At 39.8% G+C, this 19,037-nt stretch carries 18 protein-coding genes; 9 read left to right on the top strand and 9 right to left on the bottom strand.

All coding sequences use genetic code 11. The annotated features are described in order from the left end of the window. Window positions 1-71: 71 nt before the first annotated feature. Window positions 72-560, top strand: a complete 489-nt coding sequence (locus tag PQ511_RS17110) for a DUF2243 domain-containing protein (RefSeq protein ID WP_273853139.1) — start codon at window positions 72-74, stop codon at window positions 558-560. Then, window positions 547-1,344, top strand: coding sequence for a cytochrome c oxidase assembly protein (locus tag PQ511_RS17115; RefSeq protein ID WP_273853140.1), 798 nt, complete (start codon window positions 547-549; stop codon window positions 1,342-1,344). Before PQ511_RS17110 ends, PQ511_RS17115 begins: the two co-directional genes overlap by 14 nt. A gap of 95 nt (window positions 1,345-1,439) precedes the next feature. On the opposite strand, the gene PQ511_RS17120 is transcribed toward PQ511_RS17115, so the two are convergent. Both PQ511_RS17120 and PQ511_RS17125 read right to left on the bottom strand, forming a co-directional pair. Further along, complete coding sequence (locus PQ511_RS17120) at window positions 1,440-2,573, bottom strand: zinc-dependent alcohol dehydrogenase (protein WP_273853141.1); 1,134 nt, start codon at window positions 2,571-2,573, stop codon at window positions 1,440-1,442. A 198-nt stretch (window positions 2,574-2,771) separates the two neighbouring features. Then, window positions 2,772-3,182: a cbb3-type cytochrome c oxidase subunit I gene (locus PQ511_RS17125; RefSeq protein ID WP_273853248.1), complete on the bottom strand. Its 411-nt coding sequence runs from the start codon at window positions 3,180-3,182 to the stop codon at window positions 2,772-2,774. Window positions 3,183-3,358: 176 nt separating this feature from the next. On the opposite strand from PQ511_RS17125, the gene rpiA reads away from it, so the two are divergent. After that, on the top strand, window positions 3,359-4,024 hold the full coding sequence (rpiA, locus tag PQ511_RS17130; protein ID WP_273853142.1) for a ribose 5-phosphate isomerase A: 666 nt from the start codon (window positions 3,359-3,361) through the stop codon (window positions 4,022-4,024). A 66-nt stretch (window positions 4,025-4,090) separates the two neighbouring features. Here the strand turns inward: rpiA and PQ511_RS17135 are convergent, their stop codons facing one another. Beyond that, window positions 4,091-4,420 carry a winged helix-turn-helix transcriptional regulator gene (locus tag PQ511_RS17135; protein ID WP_273853143.1) on the bottom strand — a complete coding sequence of 110 codons (330 nt, stop codon included), beginning with the start codon at window positions 4,418-4,420 and terminating at the stop codon, window positions 4,091-4,093. A gap of 139 nt (window positions 4,421-4,559) precedes the next feature. On the opposite strand from PQ511_RS17135, the gene PQ511_RS17140 reads away from it, so the two are divergent. Both PQ511_RS17140 and PQ511_RS17145 read left to right on the top strand, forming a co-directional pair. Continuing rightward, window positions 4,560-5,054 carry a lactoylglutathione lyase family protein gene (locus PQ511_RS17140; protein ID WP_098444693.1) on the top strand — a complete coding sequence of 165 codons (495 nt, stop codon included), beginning with the start codon at window positions 4,560-4,562 and terminating at the stop codon, window positions 5,052-5,054. A gap of 129 nt (window positions 5,055-5,183) precedes the next feature. Continuing rightward, window positions 5,184-6,434, top strand: coding sequence for a VWA domain-containing protein (locus tag PQ511_RS17145; RefSeq protein WP_273853144.1), 1,251 nt, complete (start codon window positions 5,184-5,186; stop codon window positions 6,432-6,434). Window positions 6,435-6,509: 75 nt separating this feature from the next. Here PQ511_RS17145 and PQ511_RS17150 read toward each other — a convergent pair whose 3' ends face one another. From PQ511_RS17150 to PQ511_RS17170, 5 genes are all read right to left on the bottom strand, one after another. Beyond that, window positions 6,510-7,718 (bottom strand): aminotransferase-like domain-containing protein, encoded by a 1,209-nt coding sequence (locus PQ511_RS17150; protein ID WP_273853145.1) that lies wholly within the window; start codon window positions 7,716-7,718, stop codon window positions 6,510-6,512. A 157-nt stretch (window positions 7,719-7,875) separates the two neighbouring features. Beyond that, window positions 7,876-9,264, bottom strand: a complete 1,389-nt coding sequence (locus tag PQ511_RS17155) for a vWA domain-containing protein (protein WP_273853146.1) — start codon at window positions 9,262-9,264, stop codon at window positions 7,876-7,878. A gap of 34 nt (window positions 9,265-9,298) precedes the next feature. Beyond that, entirely contained in the window at window positions 9,299-9,718 is a 420-nt protein-coding gene (locus tag PQ511_RS17160; RefSeq protein ID WP_273853147.1) for a hypothetical protein, read from the bottom strand. 42 nt (window positions 9,719-9,760) lie between these two features. After that, complete coding sequence (locus PQ511_RS17165; protein WP_273853148.1) at window positions 9,761-10,270, bottom strand: hypothetical protein; 510 nt, start codon at window positions 10,268-10,270, stop codon at window positions 9,761-9,763. A 33-nt stretch (window positions 10,271-10,303) separates the two neighbouring features. Then, window positions 10,304-12,388, bottom strand: coding sequence for a ribonuclease YeeF family protein (locus PQ511_RS17170; RefSeq protein WP_273853149.1), 2,085 nt, complete (start codon window positions 12,386-12,388; stop codon window positions 10,304-10,306). Window positions 12,389-12,820: 432 nt separating this feature from the next. On the opposite strand from PQ511_RS17170, the gene PQ511_RS17175 reads away from it, so the two are divergent. The 3 genes from PQ511_RS17175 to PQ511_RS17185 all read left to right on the top strand — a co-directional run bounded on the left by PQ511_RS17175 (window position 12,821) and on the right by PQ511_RS17185 (window position 16,054). Beyond that, window positions 12,821-13,261: an Lrp/AsnC family transcriptional regulator gene (locus tag PQ511_RS17175; protein ID WP_165997453.1), complete on the top strand. Its 441-nt coding sequence runs from the start codon at window positions 12,821-12,823 to the stop codon at window positions 13,259-13,261. Between the two features lie 32 nt (window positions 13,262-13,293). Continuing rightward, on the top strand, window positions 13,294-14,910 hold the full coding sequence (locus PQ511_RS17180) for an ABC transporter substrate-binding protein (RefSeq protein ID WP_273853150.1): 1,617 nt from the start codon (window positions 13,294-13,296) through the stop codon (window positions 14,908-14,910). A gap of 70 nt (window positions 14,911-14,980) precedes the next feature. Further along, window positions 14,981-16,054, top strand: a complete 1,074-nt coding sequence (locus PQ511_RS17185; RefSeq protein WP_273853151.1) for a M42 family metallopeptidase — start codon at window positions 14,981-14,983, stop codon at window positions 16,052-16,054. A 66-nt stretch (window positions 16,055-16,120) separates the two neighbouring features. Here PQ511_RS17185 and PQ511_RS17190 read toward each other — a convergent pair whose 3' ends face one another. Further along, window positions 16,121-17,773 (bottom strand): M4 family metallopeptidase, encoded by a 1,653-nt coding sequence (locus PQ511_RS17190; RefSeq protein WP_273853152.1) that lies wholly within the window; start codon window positions 17,771-17,773, stop codon window positions 16,121-16,123. A gap of 229 nt (window positions 17,774-18,002) precedes the next feature. Between PQ511_RS17190 and PQ511_RS17195 the strand changes: the two genes are divergently transcribed. Further along, window positions 18,003-19,022, top strand: a complete 1,020-nt coding sequence (locus PQ511_RS17195; RefSeq protein ID WP_273853153.1) for a serine hydrolase domain-containing protein — start codon at window positions 18,003-18,005, stop codon at window positions 19,020-19,022. The last annotated feature ends 15 nt before the right edge of the window (window positions 19,023-19,037 follow it).

Raw genomic sequence — 19,037 nt, forward strand, 5'->3', positions numbered from 1 at the left:
TTAGTTTATTAAGATTTAGTTCGTGGTAAAATTTAGTGAGTAATATGATTATCGAATAAAGGAGTAAAAAGATGACAACTAAATCCACGGGAGCGAAACGTCAGGTATTTAGTGAAAATCGCAATCTTTGGTCGGGGTTACTATTTGGAGTTGGTCTTGCCGCCTTTTTAGATGAGTTGCTTTTCCATCAATTGCTACGTTGGCATCATTTCTATGATAAGTCTACTACGGATATAGGACTGATTTCAGATGGGCTTTTTCACGCATTTAGTTGGTTTGCGACTATTGGAGGCCTTTTTATATTAGCGGATCTTAGAAGGAGAGGCGTGTTCAGTCTTAAGCGTTGGTGGAGCGGTGTTTTATTAGGAGCTGGTGGTTTTCAACTATATGATGGAACCATTCAACACAAGCTGATGCAAATCCACCAGATACGTTATGTAGAAAATATTATGAAATATGATCTTGTGTGGAATGGATCGGCAGTTATCATGATCCTCGCTGGGCTTTTCCTTTTAAAAAGGACAAGGGGAGAAAAGAGAGTCGTTGATGGGCGAGGCTAATCATAGTACCCATCCAGATGTAATAGGAATCGTTCCTCAAATCCTGTTAGCATTGCCTTTTGCAATTGTATTGATTTTATATATTTTGGCAGTGATTCGCTCAAATCAAAGATATAAACAATGGCCGATGTATCGAATAACTTGTTGGATTTTAGGCGCTATATTTGCCATTCTTGCAGTAGCTGGTCCGGTGGCAAGTCTTGGTCATATGAACTTTACAGCGCACATGGTTGGTCATTTGTTAGTAGGGATGCTTGCGCTATTGCTTATGGCACTTGCTGCCCCAGTTACGCTTATGCTTCGAACATTACCTACGGCTACAGCAAGAAAAGTCTCAAAGGTGCTACAAAGCTTGCCATCACGCTTTGTTACAAACCCCATTGTTGCATCCATTCTCAATATAGGCGGGCTCTGGTTTTTGTATACGACCAATCTCTATTCTCTTATGCATGAAAGCATATGGGTTCATCTCATCGTACACTTTCATGTATTTATTGCCGGTTATCTGTTTACCATCTCCATCATCTATATCGATCCAAGACCTCACCGATTTTCGTTTTGGTATCGCTCTGTTGTTTTCATCATTGCTTTAGCTGGTCCCGGTATTCTAACAAAATATATCTATGCTTATCCACCTTTAGGCGTCCCTAAGGAACAAGCAGAAAGCGGGGCAATGCTGATGTATTACGGAGGAGATGCCATTGATATTATTCTTATCTTTATACTTTGTTTCCAGTGGTTTCGAGCAACGCGCCCCCGCCTGTCTCTTGCCGAACGAACTTAGATCTGATGGCCGCATTTTTCATTGAAATGAGGGTTTTTAGCTTTGGAAAAGTTTCGCAAAAAAAAAAAACAGGACTTTTCGTTAGCCCTGTTTTTTTACGGTTTTAATATTACTTTAATACAATCTTCCTCACGATTATTAAAAATTTTATATCCATGGGCCGCCTCTTGTAATGGGAGTTTATGCGTAATGATTGCAGTAGGATCAATTTCTCCTTTTACGATTTGTTTGTAGATTTCAGGCATGTACCCTCTAGCAGGAGCTTGACCCATTTTCAAGGTAACGTTTCTTGAGAAAAAAGCACCTAATGGAAACATGTTATATAAGCCCCCATATACCCCAGTGAATTGAACTGTTCCACATTTTCTTACTGCCTTAGTAGCAATTTGAATGGGTCCAATGGTTCCTCCTTGTAACTTTAACTTTTGTTCCACAAATTCGAGCGGAGATTTCTTTCCATCCATGCCAACGCAGTCAATAACAACGTCGGCTCCACCTTTAGTGATTTCCTTTAATGTTTCCCCCATATCATCATACTTTGTGAAATCAAAAATTTCGGTCTGATTCATTTTTTTAGAATGATGTAACCTGTACGTAAGGTAATCGACCGCGATCACACGTTCCGCACCTTTTTTCCAGGCAAATTGTTGTGCCATCAGCCCTACAGGTCCGCAACCAAGGACGATCACAGTATCTCCCTTTTTAACACCGGCGTGTTCCACACTCCAATAAGCCGTTGGCAGTACATCTGATAGAAAGAGTAACTGCTCGTCCTCTAATTCACAATCTTGAGGAATAAGAAATGGTGTATAGTTGCCATAGGGAACTCTTAAGTATTGCGCTTGGCCACCTGGATAGTTACCAAACTTTTCGGAATAACCTAATAACCCTCCTGAATCATAATGAGGATTTGAGTTATCGCATTGACTCTCGAGGTGGTGATTGCAATAGTGACATTGGCCACAAGCGACAGTGAAAGGAATGACAACGCGATCTCCCTTTTTCACTGCTGTTACATCTGATCCGGTTTCCTCGACGATTCCCATCGGTTCATGCCCTATGACATAACCGACGGGAAGAGGGAAGTTTCCCTGGTAAAGATGCAAGTCCGACCCACAAATCGCCGTTGATGTCACTTTAATAATGACATCCTGAGCATCTTGAATTTTAGGATCTTCCACTTCTTTTACACTTACAGATTGTTTTCCTTGATAAGTAACAGCTTTCATAGTTACATTCCTTTCAACCCAAAAAGTTAACTTCTACTTCATATCTACAATAGGTTCAGCTAATAAATAGAAAATATACTTATGGAAGGGGCTTTTTATCATTCGTCCTTAGGTGGATCGAATGAATTAACAGATCGAGTTACCAATTGGAAACTTGATCTGTTAACTATGTTTTTACTCTTGAGCTCCTATATGAAATTAGAGTGACGTATTTCCGCTTTTCTTAAGCAATTGAGTAACGTCTTCTGCTTTCACATTTAAAAACATGTTTATAACGAACAAGATGACACTTATGACAAGAAGGTTTGGGAAGATCATGAGCAGAACGTTTAGAGAGGTATTGCCGGAAAGGAAGAAAGATAGTCCAAGCATGAATAGAGGGAATGATACATTGTAAAGCCAGAAATGAAGTTTTGCTAAACGTGTTTCACTAGCTTTCGGGAATAGAAGATAGATAAAACCAAATAAGCCCATGGAAGCCCAACCTAGTAGGTTAATATGAGCGTGAGCCCCTGCCAAACTGTGATCCTCCATCATCTCCATCACTATTCCCATACTTACTCCAATTAGGAAATAAAGAGCTGCCAATTTAAGAAACCAAACCCCCATTCTCACTATAAAACCCCTCCTATACATGTTTGATAGCCCGTTTAAGTATATCTTGCTAGAAGGATGATTATGACGAGTACTTCTCAACTTTTTAACTTCTCATTTGGTGCAATAAAACCAACCAAGGCTAACTTTCTTACAAAAAGTTAAACTCTGAAAAAAGGTAAGGTGTCAAAATGAATGTTAAACAAAAGTGTGCCAAAGCAGCGCTAGCATACATAACAAACGAAACCATCATCGGTCTTGGTGGTGGAAGTACAATTGGATATTTAATTGACTTTATTAAGGAAGAAAAGTTAAACGTAAAAGTCGTAACGCCATCTCTCAAAACGATGCATCTATGCGTAAATCAGGGACTCGAAGTGTTACCAATAAGTACCGTTGATGAAATAGATGTTGCATTTGATGGGTGTGATGAGGTGGATGAGAAGTTGCATGCGCTGAAGAGCGGGGGAGGCATTCATACGCAAGAAAAACTCATTGCTAAAATGGCGAGGAACTATATCTTGCTCGTTGATGATTCGAAAGTTGTTCCTGAGTTAACTTACAAGCATCCAGTCGTGCTAGAGATTCTACGGGATTCATTCGCATTTGTGTTAAAGAAAGTGGGAGAAATGGATGGAAAGGCAGAAGTGCGTTCAAGTTCTGCGAAGGATGGCTATACAGTTACCGATTATGGAAACTTTTTAGTTGATGTGTGGTTTGAGGAGGGGCAGGAGAGTGTCCAACTTGAAACAACGCTCAGAGAAATACCTGGTATTCTTGACGTGTCCCTTTTTACGACAGTAGTGTCAAAGGCATTAGTGGCGAGTGAAGAGGATATTTACGAGATTTCAAAATAAGAGTCAGGATAATCAATGAAAGAAGGTGCTTGTCACCCCTTGCTAACTAGGAGGAAGAGGCACTTATTATTTTTGATTCTCTGTCCCCCACAAATGCATCTGCTCTAAAATTGGCATTAACGTTTTTCCTTTTACCGTTATCGAATACTCCACTTTTGGGGGAACGGTATTTTGTTGTTTGCGGTCAATGAATCCTTCCTCTTCTAATTCCTTTAGCTGCTGACTCATCACTTTATGTGTGACACCTGGTAGCAACCGGCGTAATTCATTGTAGCGAAAACTGCCATCAACACAGAGGTGCCACAAGATGACGGTTTTCCATTTGCCACCGATTTTCTTTAGTGTATATTCAATCGAGCATTTCAATTTTCCGTTTTGGTCGACTGGAGAAGTCATCATGGATTGACTCCTTTCTTACCTTTTGGTTAGTATCGCACAAAAAAGTGCGGTCTTACATGATGTTTTGGTCCTCAGTATAATAAACGTGTGTTGTCAGAACATAATCATGAACATCACTAAGGAGGAGTACAAAACTATGTTACCATATCCACGAAGTTTTTCTCATATTGGCCTATCTGTACCAAATCTTGAAGAGGCGATTAAATTTTATAAGGAAGTATTCGGTTGGTATATTTTAATGGAGCCATCTGATGTACAAAATGATGATTCAGCAATCGGTCAAATGTGCCGTGACGTCTTTGGCGACGATTGGGATACGTTTCGAATTGCTCACCTTTCAACAGGTGATAAAATTGGGGTTGAAATGTTTGAGTTTCCAGAAAACGAAAAGCCAGAAAACAACTTCGAATATTGGAAGACAGGCATTTTCCATTTCTGTATTCAGGATCCTGATGTCGAAGGAATGGTTGAAAAAATCGTCCAGCACGGTGGGAAACAGCGCATGCCAATCCGTGAGTACTATCCAGGCGAGAAACCATATCGCATGGTCTATGTAGAAGATCCATTTGGCAACATTTTCGAGATCTACTCTCATAGCTATGAGCTGACTTATTCGGATGGAGCTTACTAAATCATTCTGTGAACCAAGAGAACCATTCTCTTGGTTCTTTTTTTCTGATTAAAAGTTTCGCTATTTCCCTAATTTGACAATGCTTTCTTGCTATAATTGAACCATAAACCAATCATAGGGAGGATCACGATGGCTGTACAATCACTTGCACTCCAAACGGGAGGCAACGCTCCAATAGCTCAAGAAGGTCAGGTTGAGGTGAAGATGGAATGGCTTCGTTCATTTCACGATGTGGATATTTCGTGTTTTTTAGTAGGAGAGAATGGAAAAGTTCCGAATGATGATTACATGGTTTTCTATAATCAATCCGCTGATCCTTCACGCGCGGTTCAGTTTCAGCAGTTGAATGATAAGTCGGTTTCATTCCAGATAATGCTAGACGAGCTTCCTTCTCAAATCGAAAAATGTGTTTTTACTGCCACGATTGATGGACCGAGTACGTTTCAAGACGTTGAGGGCTGCACGTTAGTCGCTTCATCTGGAGCAACGGAAGTTCGCTACGATGTCACTGACGCGAAAGAAGAGAAAGCGATAGTTGTTGCGGAGTTGTATCGTTATAAGGGGACATTTAAATTACGGGGGGTAGGAAGAGGGTTTAACGGCGGCCTAAAGCCGCTCGCTGAAGCGCATGGTGTTACGGTAGAGGATGAGGAAGCTGAAGTAGAGGTCAAGGAGGCGCCTCCTAAAATCAATTTAACTAAAATTGATCTCCTAAAGAAGCAAGTGGTGATTTCCTTAAAAAAGAAAAACATTGAGCATGAGAAAGCAAGAGTGGCTGTTGTCATTGATGCTTCTGGTTCGATGGCGAATCTTTTTAAAAAAGGAACCGTACAGCGAGCATTCGAACGAGCGTTAGCTGTTGCAGCCCATATGGATGATGACGGCGTACTCGACGTCTGGTTTTTTGGAGATCGTTCGATGAGAGCGCCAAGTGTGACAGAAGATGACTTTGAAGATTATGTGAAGCGTACATATCCTGCACCAAAGTTCTTTCGAGGTTTAGGAGTCGGTAATAATGAACCGGGTGTGATAAAAGACATTTTAAAAAAATACACAAAGGAAGAACCGCGCGACGATTTGCCAACCTATGTCCTATTCTTTAGTGACGGAGGGATCTACAAAGACGCCGAAATTTCCTCGCTCCTAAAGAAAGCCTCGAGTGAAAATATTTTCTGGCAGTTTATCGGGATTGGGAAAGCGAACTATGGTATCTTACAGAAACTAGATGACTTGCCTGGTAGACTCCTAGATAACGCCGATTTCTTTCCGTTTGATGATTTAGATAAGGTGAGTGACGAGGAGCTATATAATCGTCTGTTTAATGAGTATCCCTCGTGGTTAAAGGAAGTGAAAAGGAGAGGGATGATCGTAATTCAATAGCTTGAAGTACGAATGAAAGAGCGTAGAATTTGTAAACTCTCTCAAATCAACTAAAAAGAGCCATTGCGGCTCTTTTTAGTTGGTCTTTTGATACTCGTGTTCCATAGAGGCTGCCTCTTGAAATACCTCAACCAATATCCCCATCCCTTTCTCAATTTTATCCTGAGTGGAATGCGTGAAATTCAATCGCATTGTATTTTGCTTTGCATCTGCTACATAGAAAGGTGCGCCAGGAACGTAGGCAGCGCCTTTTTTTACAGCTGTATTTAATAAAAGGGTCGTATCAATGTCTTCCGGTAATTCTACCCAAAAGAACATCCCACCTTTAGGAACCGTATAAGAAAGACCAGGTAGCTCCGCTTGATCAAGCAAACGCTGCATCACTTTCATGCGATCATAATACGTTCGTCTTAAGTTTTTTATGTGCCCGTTCAAATCAAAGTCGGTGCAAAGGTGGTATAGCGCATGATGGGCTAAAGAGTTTGAATGCAAATCGGCAGCTTGCTTTGCCTGCGCCATGATACGGATAATTTGATGAGGCCCTTTGATCCATCCTGTTCGTAACGCTGGGACCACCGTTTTCGAAAAGGTGCTTGTATAGACAGTGTGCGATCCATCGTCTAATGCTGAAATTGGTGTATACGTTTGGCTGCTATCAAATTTGATTTCACCATACGGATCATCTTCAAAAATGATCACTTTTTTTTGAATGGCCGTTTCTAATAGATGCTGTCGTCTTTCTAACGACCATACTTTTCCCATTGGATTAGAGAAGGTAGGGACAACGTACACACACTTTGGCTTGTACTTTTTCATTTTATCATCTAGATCCTCAGGGACCATCCCATGCTCATCCGTCTCAACTGGGATAATCTTTACTTCATAGGATTGAAACACCTGAACAGCTGCTAGATAGGTAGGGTTTTCAGTAAGAACGATGTCACCTGGGTTGAACATGACCCGTGCAAATAAATCGATGGCTTGCTGAGAGCCAGTAGTGAGCATAATATCATCTACGCTTGAAGCGATTCCTTTCTTACCCATACGATCGACAAGCACTTCACGAAGCGGGGCATAGCCCTCTGTGGCGTCGTATTGAAATGCTTTTCCACCAGACTCAAATGTCTTTGTGAACGCATGTTGTACGGCTTCTACAGGGAAAAGTTCGTCATCTGGTAATCCTCCCGCAAATGAAATAACATCTCCTTTATTCGTGATTTTTAGTATATCTCGTACCGCAGATGATTGAAGATGCTGTACTCTCTTGGCAAATCCGTACCTCATGACCAAAACGCCTTCCTTTATTTTAATATTTAAAATATTGTCATTATAGCATTTTAATGCGTTGAAAGGCTAGTGTAAAAGGGGGTGACGAACGGATTTTTCAATGGGTTTTTCGACAATGAAAAAGCATCTGCTATGGTGGCAGATGCTTTCCTAATCAATTTCCACTTTCCTCTTTCAATTTTTCCATGTTCTCAACCCAATCTTGAATATCCTTTCGAATCTGTTCCGCTTGTGTATTTACTTTGTCGCGATTCTCTTCTCCAAGCTGTTGATACAGTTCATAGAATGCGTTTCTTCTCTCATTATTCCAATCTTTCAATTCGGTTGCTTGTTGATCTGTCATCCATCCGTTCTCTTCCATCATCTTGATCGCTTCATCGATTCGGAACGCTTCACGCTTTGAAATATGAAACAATTCTCTAGGCGCTTGTTCTGCTTTCTTGTATTCATCAGATATTTCCCATCCGTTCGGGGCCATCGTATGTGCCCAGGCGAGATCACCCATAGAAGGCAGCCATTCGTATTCAATCGTTTGCTTTAAGTCATCTGGACTGTCTGCTTGAAAGTATTCTCCGTTTCCAGCATCAGCTACTTCCTTTAGCTGGTTTTCCGCTTCTGCATCCACATCAAATCCAATGATATTCACAGTATGGCCATTGGCACTTAACTTTTTACTGGCAGCTACTGGATCGCCATCACATGTTTCGGCTCCATCACTAACGATGTAAATGGTTGTCGCGGAGTCATAGGTTTGGCTCATTTTATCCGCTTTTTCAATGGCTGCCGCTAAAGGGGTCCAGCCTTTACTTTCAAATGCATTTATAGACTTCTGAAATTCCGCTTTTTCATAGGAGGCCATCGGATAGACCTCTTCAATTCCTGTGCAGGAGAGCTGCTTATCTTCATCTGCTTCAGAGCCTTTATGCCCGTAAACTAGGAGCGAAACATCACTATCGTTTCCAATCGTTTGAGCAAAGCTTTTCACAGCTTTCTTAGCCGTCGTCATTTTCTGTTCACCGTTGCTCTCTAACAGCATGCTCGAGCTTGCGTCAAGAAGAATGATTGCTTTTTTAGGTGCTTCCTGATTATCTTCTTTTTGAACAGTCGGATCCGGAAGATATGGTTCTTCGAATGGAGATTCATATTTCTCTGCCTTTTCTATGGCTGTTGGATAGTTTGGGCTTGAAAGAAGCGTTAGAAGCCCTTTTTGATAATCTTTTAGTTTATTCGCTTCTTTAGATAGCTTTTCTAACGAGTCTGGTAGTTTTGCTGATAATGAAGAAGGTAACTCAGGATTTGTTTCAAGTTCACTGCTATCTTCTTCGTAGCTTAGATCATTTGTAAGTGTTCCACCACTCATTTTTTTTAGAGAATCCAACGAAACGGAAAGGTTAACCTCTTCTTTAAGGATAGGCTGTTTGTTGGTTGATTCACTGCTTTCTTTCTTCGGCGCAGAAGGCTGTTCCTGGGTAGCTACATTATTCGAGCTACAGGCCGTTAGTATAAAGATAAGTGTGCAAATAAAAAACGTACGGACTTTCATTTGTTTTCTCCTTATTCAGTATGAAATGATGTAGCTACGATTTTAGAGGAATGTTTTTATAAAAGATGAACCATTTTTTTAATAGATATAGAAAATGAAAATAAATCAATGCACAAACAGTAAGAACACTGAAACTAATGAACCATTCAATCATTCGTCCACCTGGAAAAGTGAATAGTACGATTAACGTAAGGAAGATGCCTACAGTACTGTAAGATAAAATATGATAAAGATAAGTTTTCTTCCTAATTTTCGTTAAATACCAATCTATCAAAAGAGAAACAGGTATTCCGATTAATAGAAAAAATGGTAGCATCAAGTAGGCATATAGCATGATATCTGAGAGGATCAACTGCGTTTCCTCTTGATCGAATAAATAAACTGTTGTACTTAAGAGGAAGGACATGCTGATTGCTGAAAGAAAGGATGCTAGGATACGAAAAATAAAAGTCATAAATAAATCCTCTATGTATAAGAGATCGCTTGAAGTGATCTCTTATGAGCTTTCATATTTTTTCTCTAGTTCTTTTCGTTTTTCACTATAGTTCTGGCCAATCTCGTCAACCTCATTAGATAATTGTTGAAGTTCTGGATAGAGCTCTTCTGTTTTTTGTTGATCTTCTTCACTGACAGGAGGGACTTGAAGTTCCAGCATGTCGGACTGCAGTTCAAACATATCGGTTAAGGTTGCAACCTGATCAAGAAATAGCTGATGCAATTCCTGCACTTCCTTCGTTTCAAGCTTTTCATTAACATTATCAGCCTGCGATTTGACATCCTTTAACAAGGGAAGAATTTCTTCATCCACGTAGGTTTGAGCTTTTTCAGGCTGTGAATATTTTTCAATGAGCTTTGCTCCCATATCTGAGATTTTTTCGGATTTCTCAAATAGGGCAATGCGATCTTCATTGTTATATTGATTGAACTCATCTTCAACCGACTGTCCATTTGCATTACATCCGCCTACGATAAAGAGTGTTAGTAGTAATAAAAAGATTTTTTTCATAAGTGAATTCTCCTGATTTAAATTGTTTTGTCCTTATCTTAGCTCAACTGTTCCATCCTTTTTTAAATAAAAAAGCTTTGTGCCACTGATTTCTTTTCCATCGTTACTAATTTGAAGAAGGACCTGCTTTTCTCCACTAGATGGAACTGGTGCATTGACGATTTTCTCCCACCCTGGAATATTGGATTGAAGTGTTTTGGAAGATGTACTTGTGATCAATTCACCAGCCGACTTACCAGTTAAAGGTACTTCAGGTGTTCCTTGTAGCCAACCATCAAGATGATCTGCTCCAGGAACGCGACCAGCAACCTCACCAATCGCTTTATTTCCAGCACTTTCTGCGATCTTTTTTGCATAATCTCCCATGTTTTGTGTTAACGCATTATGATCGATGGTCGTTTGAGAGAAATAAAGGTCAGGATTATCAGGGATAATCACGAGGTCTCCGCCAACCACCGTGTAATTAATTGGCTGCTCGTCAATCGTCGTCGTATGAATCGTTAACCCTTCATCATTTTGGATCTGATTAAGATCATACCCACCACCAGGCGTTAGCTCTTGACCTTCTGATAAACCGTATTTGTTGATTGCTTCCTTTTGCGTCTCGGTTACCTTTGTACTGTTGTTTTCATCAACGGTGTCTGTTGCCCAGTTCCATAAATCGCTAAAGGTGGTTTCCGCTTTGTCTTTTTTCACCGTTTCACTCTGTTCACCAACATACCAATCATCAATCGAAACAACGCCGTCAGGACTCAGTGTGATCATAGCACGGCGATCCCAATTCTCTCCATCTCCTCCGATGTAGACGAGAACCTGTTTCGTACCAGACTTTGGTACTTCTGCTGAAACAATCTCTTTCCAGAAAGGGATTTGCTTCTGAATGGATTCTGAAGCTTGTTCTTTTAATAGATCTCCAGAATTAGCGCCAGTGCCTGGAATGTCTGGCATATTCCCCATTTTGTTATTTAATGCAGAAGCGCCTGGAATTTTACTCGCTCCTTTTCCGATAAAGTATTCACCAAAGGCACTAGCTGTGGTTTTGCCGATCTGGCCGAAGATCTCTTCAGTTAAACCGTACTCTGTGTTCTGCGTGTAATACCACAAATCTGGCTCATTTCTAAAAATAACGAGACGATCATTGATAATCGCATAATTCATTGGAACACCACGCAAATTGAATGTCTCAATTGCTACGCCATCCATCTCTTCTAGCATGGATAAATCCATTTCTTTTCCTTTAGCCACCTGATGTGTACCATCAACAAATTCTTGAGCATTAGGATGATCCGCTCCACTTAGCTCAGCAAGCCCAGCGAAATCTCGTTCATATCCTTTTAACAGCTCGTAAGAATAAGTAGGAGAGCTTGAGGTGAAACTTTTACCAAATATATTCCAGAAAGTCGTTAAATAATTACCAAACATCGACAATAGTTCTTGCTGCTGTTTCTGCTCAAGCGAAACTTTTAGTTGTTGGTATTGTTGGAGGTGATCCAGTTGTCCAGATTGAAAGGTTGATAGGTTGATCTTACCCCCGATCATTAAGCCTTTCATTTCATTAATATATTGAGTGATCTGTTGGATGTCTTTCTTCATTTCATCTAGGTGAGATGTTTGGCGTTGGTCAAATTGGTGTAAATCGTGTATGGTTTCATCCATTTCATTTCTAGCATGCTGTACGTGGTTTAGGAAGTCTTGATCATTCAGTTTTGGGATAGAGACAATATCACTTACCGTTGAAATGCTAGCATTTACATCATCTACTAAACTAATGGTATTTGTTTCTGTACTTTTTAACCCATTCGTTAAGTTGCCATCGAGAAAATCTTCCCGTATCATCCCATCTTCTGCAGGCTCAAGTGCATCCGTTGCTTGCACTAAATCATATAGTTTTTGCTGATATTGCTTTAATGAAAGTTGGAAGTATTCAACAAGTGGAACATGCCAGTCTTGATAGAAAAGACGAATGGCTTTTCCACCCTTTCCATTAAAAGCATTCTCCAGACTTATAAAATCATGAATGCTATTTTCAAGCTGTTGAAGTTGTTCCATCTGAGTTTCCAGTTGTTTTGTATTTTGTTCAATACCGTTACGCAAGGATTGTGTATGTAACAGTTTCACTGATCTACCGCCCCTTTTCTATTAAATTGTCCGTTATGTAGTCCTTTTTTACCCCGAAAACAAGTGTGATAATCCAACTTTTTACAATGTTTTCAAATCATAATAATAAACGATCATTAGTGCATCAAAGAGTTCAAATGCTTTTGTGATAGAGGTTCATGTATAAGTTTAATAGTTAGATGAAAAGATTGGAACCTCCTTTCCGTAATCAGGAATATAGTCATATAATTGGTGGTTCTGAACTCAATTTTTGGAAAGAGAATTCATGTTTACTATTGAGAAAATTCTAAATATGGTTTAAACTACCTTTAATCCATTTTGAGGTAAAAAATACGAATTAAGTACCGTTATTCGTCGTTATTAAAATAATTTTGTTACTAAAATGGTAGTTATGTTTGTTCTGTGTAATCTTTTTGATTGGAGGTAAGGGAGATGGAATTAGATGAGCTTGATAGAGGATTAATTGTTTGTTTATCGCACGACGGTCGCATGTCATTCAAAGATATTGCTGAAGAGTTACAAGTAACAGAGAAAACAGTTCGCTTGAGATATAAGAAGCTAGTCGATGCTGAGGTTCTCAAAGTTGTCGGCATTGTGGATCCGGTAGCGGTGGGGGTGAAAGTGGCAGCAATTTTTCAAGTAGACGTTGAACCGAGCCGCCTGCAAGAGGTTGTGGCAGTCATGAAGGAATATAAAGAGGTTCGCTATATTACGCTTACGTCTGGAGAATATCCATTAATGATTCAAACGAATTTACCGAATCAAGAAGATATTCGGCTTATGGTATACAAACTTTATGACATACCAGGGATTCGAAAGGTGAATACAACCTATCAATTTGACATTTTTAAAAATACGCACGACATCCTTTAGGGAGATAAGTACAAATAATAGGGGGAGTAAAGATGAAAAAAGGTATCATAGCCGTTTTGACACTTGTGCTTGTACTGATGACGGCTTGTTCTGGAGGAAATAATTCAGCTTCTGATTCAGGTGATGGTGGAGAACCTAAAGATGGTGGCACGCTTATTTTTGCTAGAGGGGCAGATTCGTTATCATTGGATGCGATTAATGTGACTGATGGTGAATCCACTCGAGTAACTCACAATATTTTTGAGACGTTATTTAAGTATGATGAAAATTTAGAACTCCAACCGGGTCTCGCGACAGAGTATGAGCTTGGAAAAGATGAGTTAACGTGGACATTGAAACTTCGTGAGGGCGTAAAGTTCCATGATGGAACGGATTTTAATGCGGATGCGGTTGTCTACAATTTTGAGCGATGGATGGACCCTAATCATCCTGAACATAATGGAGAGTTTACATACTATTCTTTCCTGTATGGTGGATTTAAAGGGGATAAAGACCATAAGATTCAGCATGTTAAAGCCTTGGACGAGTATACGGTCGAAATAAAATTAACAGAACCGACCGCGCCTTTTATTAGTTATTTGGCGATACCGATGTTTGGTATTGCGAGCCCAGAAGCAGTTCAAAAATATGGTGATACTTTTAATGAACATCCGGTTGGAACTGGTCCGTTTAAATTTGAAAGCTGGTCAAGAAATGACAAGATTCAACTTGTGAAAAATGAAGATTATTATGTGAAAGATATTCCTCATCTAGATCAGCTCATCTTTAGAGTGATACCAGACAATTCTTCTCGATTTACGGCCTTACAAACTGGCGAAGTTGATATGATTGACGGACTAAGTCCTGATGATGCTGGAGCTGTTGAGGCTGATGGTAATCTTGATTTGATTAAAAGGCCAGGCTTTAACATTGGTTATTTAGCATTCAATATGGAAAAAGAACCGTTTGATGATCCAAAAGTACGGAAGGCATTAAACTATGCGATTAATAAAGATTCGATTATTGATGCGTTTTATAACGGTATGGCTGAAAAAGCCGTTAATCCAATTCCACCTTCTCTTTGGGGATACAATGAGGATATAGAAGGGTATGAGTATGATCCTGAGAAAGCGAAACAATTGTTAGCGGAGGCAGGTTTTGAAGATGGTTTTAAAACCGAACTTTGGGGGATGAGCAATCCTCGACCATATATGCCCCAGCCGTTAAAGATTGCGGAAGCGATCCAATCGGATTTAGCTGAAGTTGGCGTAGAGGTAGAAATTCAAACCTATGAATGGGCCACTTATCTAGATAAGACAAGTAATGGAGAGCATGATATGGCTTTGTTTGGATGGACAGGGGTCATGGCAGATCCAGATAACTTCTTATTCCCTAACTTAAGTAAAACAAATGCAACTAAGCCTGCCAATAACCGAGCTTTTTATAAGAGTGATGAATTTACCGATCTTTTACTAGAATCACGAACAACTTTTGATGAAGAAAAGCGAGCTAAGCTCTATAAAGAGGCTCAAGAAGTCTTTTATGAGGATGCACCGTGGGCTCTTATAGGTCATACAACACCACCTCTTGCTAAGATGTCTTACGTACAAGGATATGAGCCACATCCGATGAATGATGATGCGTTCTGGAATGTGTATTTGACAAAATAAGATGAGAGAAGCACTTCCATGAAAGAGGTGCTTCTCCTTATGGGAATTTTCCAAGAAAAGGAGCTATTTTATGTTTACTTTATTAAAAGAGTTATGCGATACAATTGGCCCCTCTGGCTTTGAACAGAACATTCAAAGGAAAGTATTTCACCTTATCAAGGATGAAGTTGATGAATGTAAAGTGGATGCACTAGGAAACATCATAGCTAAAATGAATGGTAACTCCGATTACCCTTCTCTCATGATTGCTGCTCATTCAGACGAAATTGGCTTTGTCGTCAAGAAAATTGAATCGAATGGGCTTATACGGTTTGAAGTAGTTGGGGGCTTCGATAACCGCATTCTCTTATCTCAACCAGTTGTTATTAAATCGGACAACGGTCCAGTACATGGTGTCATCGGGACGATATCTGCTCATTATGTTAAGTGGGATGATCCTAAAAGAGTTAGCAGTCATAGGGAGTTGTACATCGACATTGGTGCTTTAAATGAGGAAGAAGTGGCCGCCCTGGGTATTCGAGTCGGTCAACCGATAAGTTACGGAACTCAGTTGAAAAAAGTAGGGCCAGAATATGCTCCAAAAGCAATGGGGAAGGCTTTAGATGACCGAGCTGGGACGGCCATACTCATTGAATTAATCAGTAAACTACAAGAGGATAAAAATGAACGAGGAGATGTCTATCTCGCTTTTACCGTGCAAGAAGAAGTTGGATTAAGAGGAGCTTCTGTGGTAGCAGCAAAGGTAAAGCCTGACTTTGCGATTGCTGTAGATACAACCCCAACAAGTGATACATATGATGTCATCATGACAGGAACAAGAAAATTGGGCGGCGGGCCATGTATTAAACTTGCTGATAAATCACTCATTTCAAATCCCTTAGTTAGCCAACAGCTAATCAGTGTAGCGAAAGAGGAAGGAATTCCTTATCAAGAGGAGCTTTTTATGGGAATTGGTACTGATGCGGGGGCGATCCATATGACGGGAGAAGGGATCGCGACTGGAGGCGTCTCTATTCCTTCAAGGTATACGCACTCTCCTTATGAAGTAATTGATTTAAAAGATTTAACGAATACAGGAAAATTACTGTTACATTTCATCACGTCTATGAAACAATTAAAAGGCAAAGGGTTTTTAGATACGTAAAACACATCTATCATAGAAAAACAAGCATGAAGACAAATTCTGCATGCTTGTTTTTTATGAACCTTGCTATTCCATAATTCCTACCGAATCAAATCCACCTCTGGCTGCTACCACTTCAGTGCTATTTTCTCCATATAGGTCAACAGCTGATTGGACAATCGCTTGACGGGCATCACTAAAATCTGATGTAGGCGTTAAGTACTGTGTCAGTGCACGATAATAGATTTGTCCAAGCTTATCACGGCCGATCTCCTGCGCGGTTAAGTAAGCCGCATGGTTAATAATAGAAGAGTTAATATGAACGCCACCATTATCTAAGCTAGCGGGAAGGTCATAGAATTCGTCCATATGAGAAGGATAATTACCTTCACCATTCCCATACGGCACGTAAGCCGTCCCAACTGGGTATTTACTCGGATTACTTAAGCTTCTAAGTGAGGTGCGTCCATCCGCTACAGCAGCAGGTGCCATGATATCTTCTCCAATCTCCCAGTCTGAGTCTTCGATTAATGCACCAAAGATATCTGAGAACGCTTCATTCAGCGCGCCTGATTGGAAACGGTAAATGAGGTTAGCTGAATTAGATGTTACTCCGTGAGTCATTTCATGTGCTGCTACATCCAGGCTAGCAGAGAGGGGAATAAAAAATTCGCCATCACCATCGCCATAAACCATGTAAGTTCCGTTCCAGAATGCGTTATTGTAATTATCGCCATAGTGAACAACCGATTGAATCGGCATTCCATTACCGTCGAGTGAGTTACGTCCATGCTCGCTTAAGTAATAATCATAGACTTGTTCAGAATTATAATGAGCATCAACAGCAGGTTCTGCAAATTCAGATTTAAATGCAGCACTGTTATTAGAAAATAAATCAAGGTAGTTTTTAGAGTAATCATAGGTGAGTATTCCTTCTAATCCATCATGACTATAGTCAGCTAGTTGAAAAATCATCCCTTCTTTTTCAGCTTTACTTTTTGTCACGTGAAGAAGGCGATGATCACCAAGTACACCTGTACCAGTACCGGTTTGAGTTTTATACTGTCCTGCGTCCATAATGGCGTTGTATTGATCCACAACTTTACCAGAAGTTGCATCAACAAATACAAACCAGTTACCAGGTTCATCACCTAAGAAGTTTACATTCACTTTGTAGGTTAAATGATTTTTACCTTCGAAAGGGTAAATCACTAACTCAGAAGTCGGAACTTGATCCAAATTAGAAGGAGCACTTGTAGAAGATTTTGCGACCTCCAGGGCATCTTCTGTCGAAAGTGTTGGGGATGTATCGAATTTACTTACTTCAACTTCTTCATTATAAGCTCCGTTTACGACGGTAATTTCATTGTCCTGATTATAGTGAACAATAATCTCTGCACCCTCTACCGGTACACCATTCTTTGTTTGATTAAATCTAACATGGGTCATGCCTAACTCATCTTTGACGGAGTTGCTCTGTTTTAAGTTTGCTTTTGGATTTTTAATCTTTATTTTTTCTTTATTTTGTTGCAGGAAGGTTAAGGCATCATTAGAAGAAGTAGAGGAACGCTTGACTGCTTGTTTTTCTTTTACAAATAGGGGAACGTTTGCTTTCTCGTTCCATTGCTTAGCATGATTTTCCACTTGAGCAGGCTGTTCAGCTAGAACATTATGATACGGAAGTGAGGCGGTGATTAAAGCAGTTGTCACAACAAATGGGGCAAGAAACTTTTTTCTCAAATAAATTCCTCCTAATATGTAATCTATTTACAATTATATAAGGAAGATGCATGAAACTCATGAGTCGTTTTCATTATCTTAAGATATAGAAAAGTTTGAATTTATAGTTATATTGGACTATTAACAAATGAAGTAATAACTTCCGTAGTCTCAATTATCAGAGTAGAAAAGGGAATAGCAAATTTTAATAGAAAGTTAAAGTTTAGTAGAAAAATGCGAAGAGGTGTTAGTGAAGTTGTTTTTTCAAAAAGAAGTTATTGACCAGCAAATAAGGAATCGTGGTTTTTCAGGTTCTATTGTTGTTAAAAAAGGTGAAATAGAATACAACTTTTCTGCTGGCTATGCCAATCGCGTAGAACAGCAATTAAATAACGTGACTACGAGATTTGGAATTGCCTCAGGTTGCAAACTGTTTACAGCAATAGCAATTGCTCAGTTAGTAGAAAACGAGCGATTATCTTTTGAAACAAAGCTAAGTGACTGTCTGAATGTGTCTTTTCCTCATTTAAATGAGAATATGACGATTCATCACCTGTTAACCCATACATCGGGTCTTCCGGACTATTTTGATGAGGATGTCATGGAAGACTTTGAAGATCTTTGGAAGCAGACGCCAATGTATCTACTAAAAAGGCTTCAGGACTTTCTGCCACTGTTTCAAAATGATGAAATGGTCGATCAGCCGGGAGAAGCATTTCGGTATAATAACGCAGGATATATCGTGCTAGGTTTAATTATCGAGCAGCAAACTGGAATGACTTTTCAACGTTATGTTGAAGAAAACATCTTTAAGCCCGCAGGAATGAATGATTCAGGTTATTTCTCTTTAGATCGTCTTCCGCAAAATACAGCACTAGGCTATATTGATGAGAGTGACGGCTCTTGGAGGACGAATACGTATGCCATCCCGATAATTGGTGGATCTGACGGAGGCGCATTTGTAACAGCACCTGACATGGTGAAATTCTGGGAAGCTCTCATTGCTTTTCGATTATTGAATGAAGGTCTTACAAAAGAATTATTAACTACCCATGTCGATGTAAAAGAAGGGGTAGGCTATGGTTACGGCGTTTGGATAAACAATCGGAAGGGCCGTCATCTAAAATACCATGTGATGGGCTATGATCCAGGAGTGAGCTTTCATTCTGCTTATTATCCAGAGAGTGGATATAAGATCGCCATTCCTTCTAACCATAGTGATGGTGCTTTTGAGGTCATGAAGGAAATTGAAGAATTGTTACATCGATAAAATATCTAAATGGAA

The organism is Guptibacillus spartinae, assembly GCF_028610625.1.
Taxonomy (GTDB): domain Bacteria; phylum Bacillota; class Bacilli; order Bacillales; family Guptibacillaceae; genus Guptibacillus; species Guptibacillus spartinae.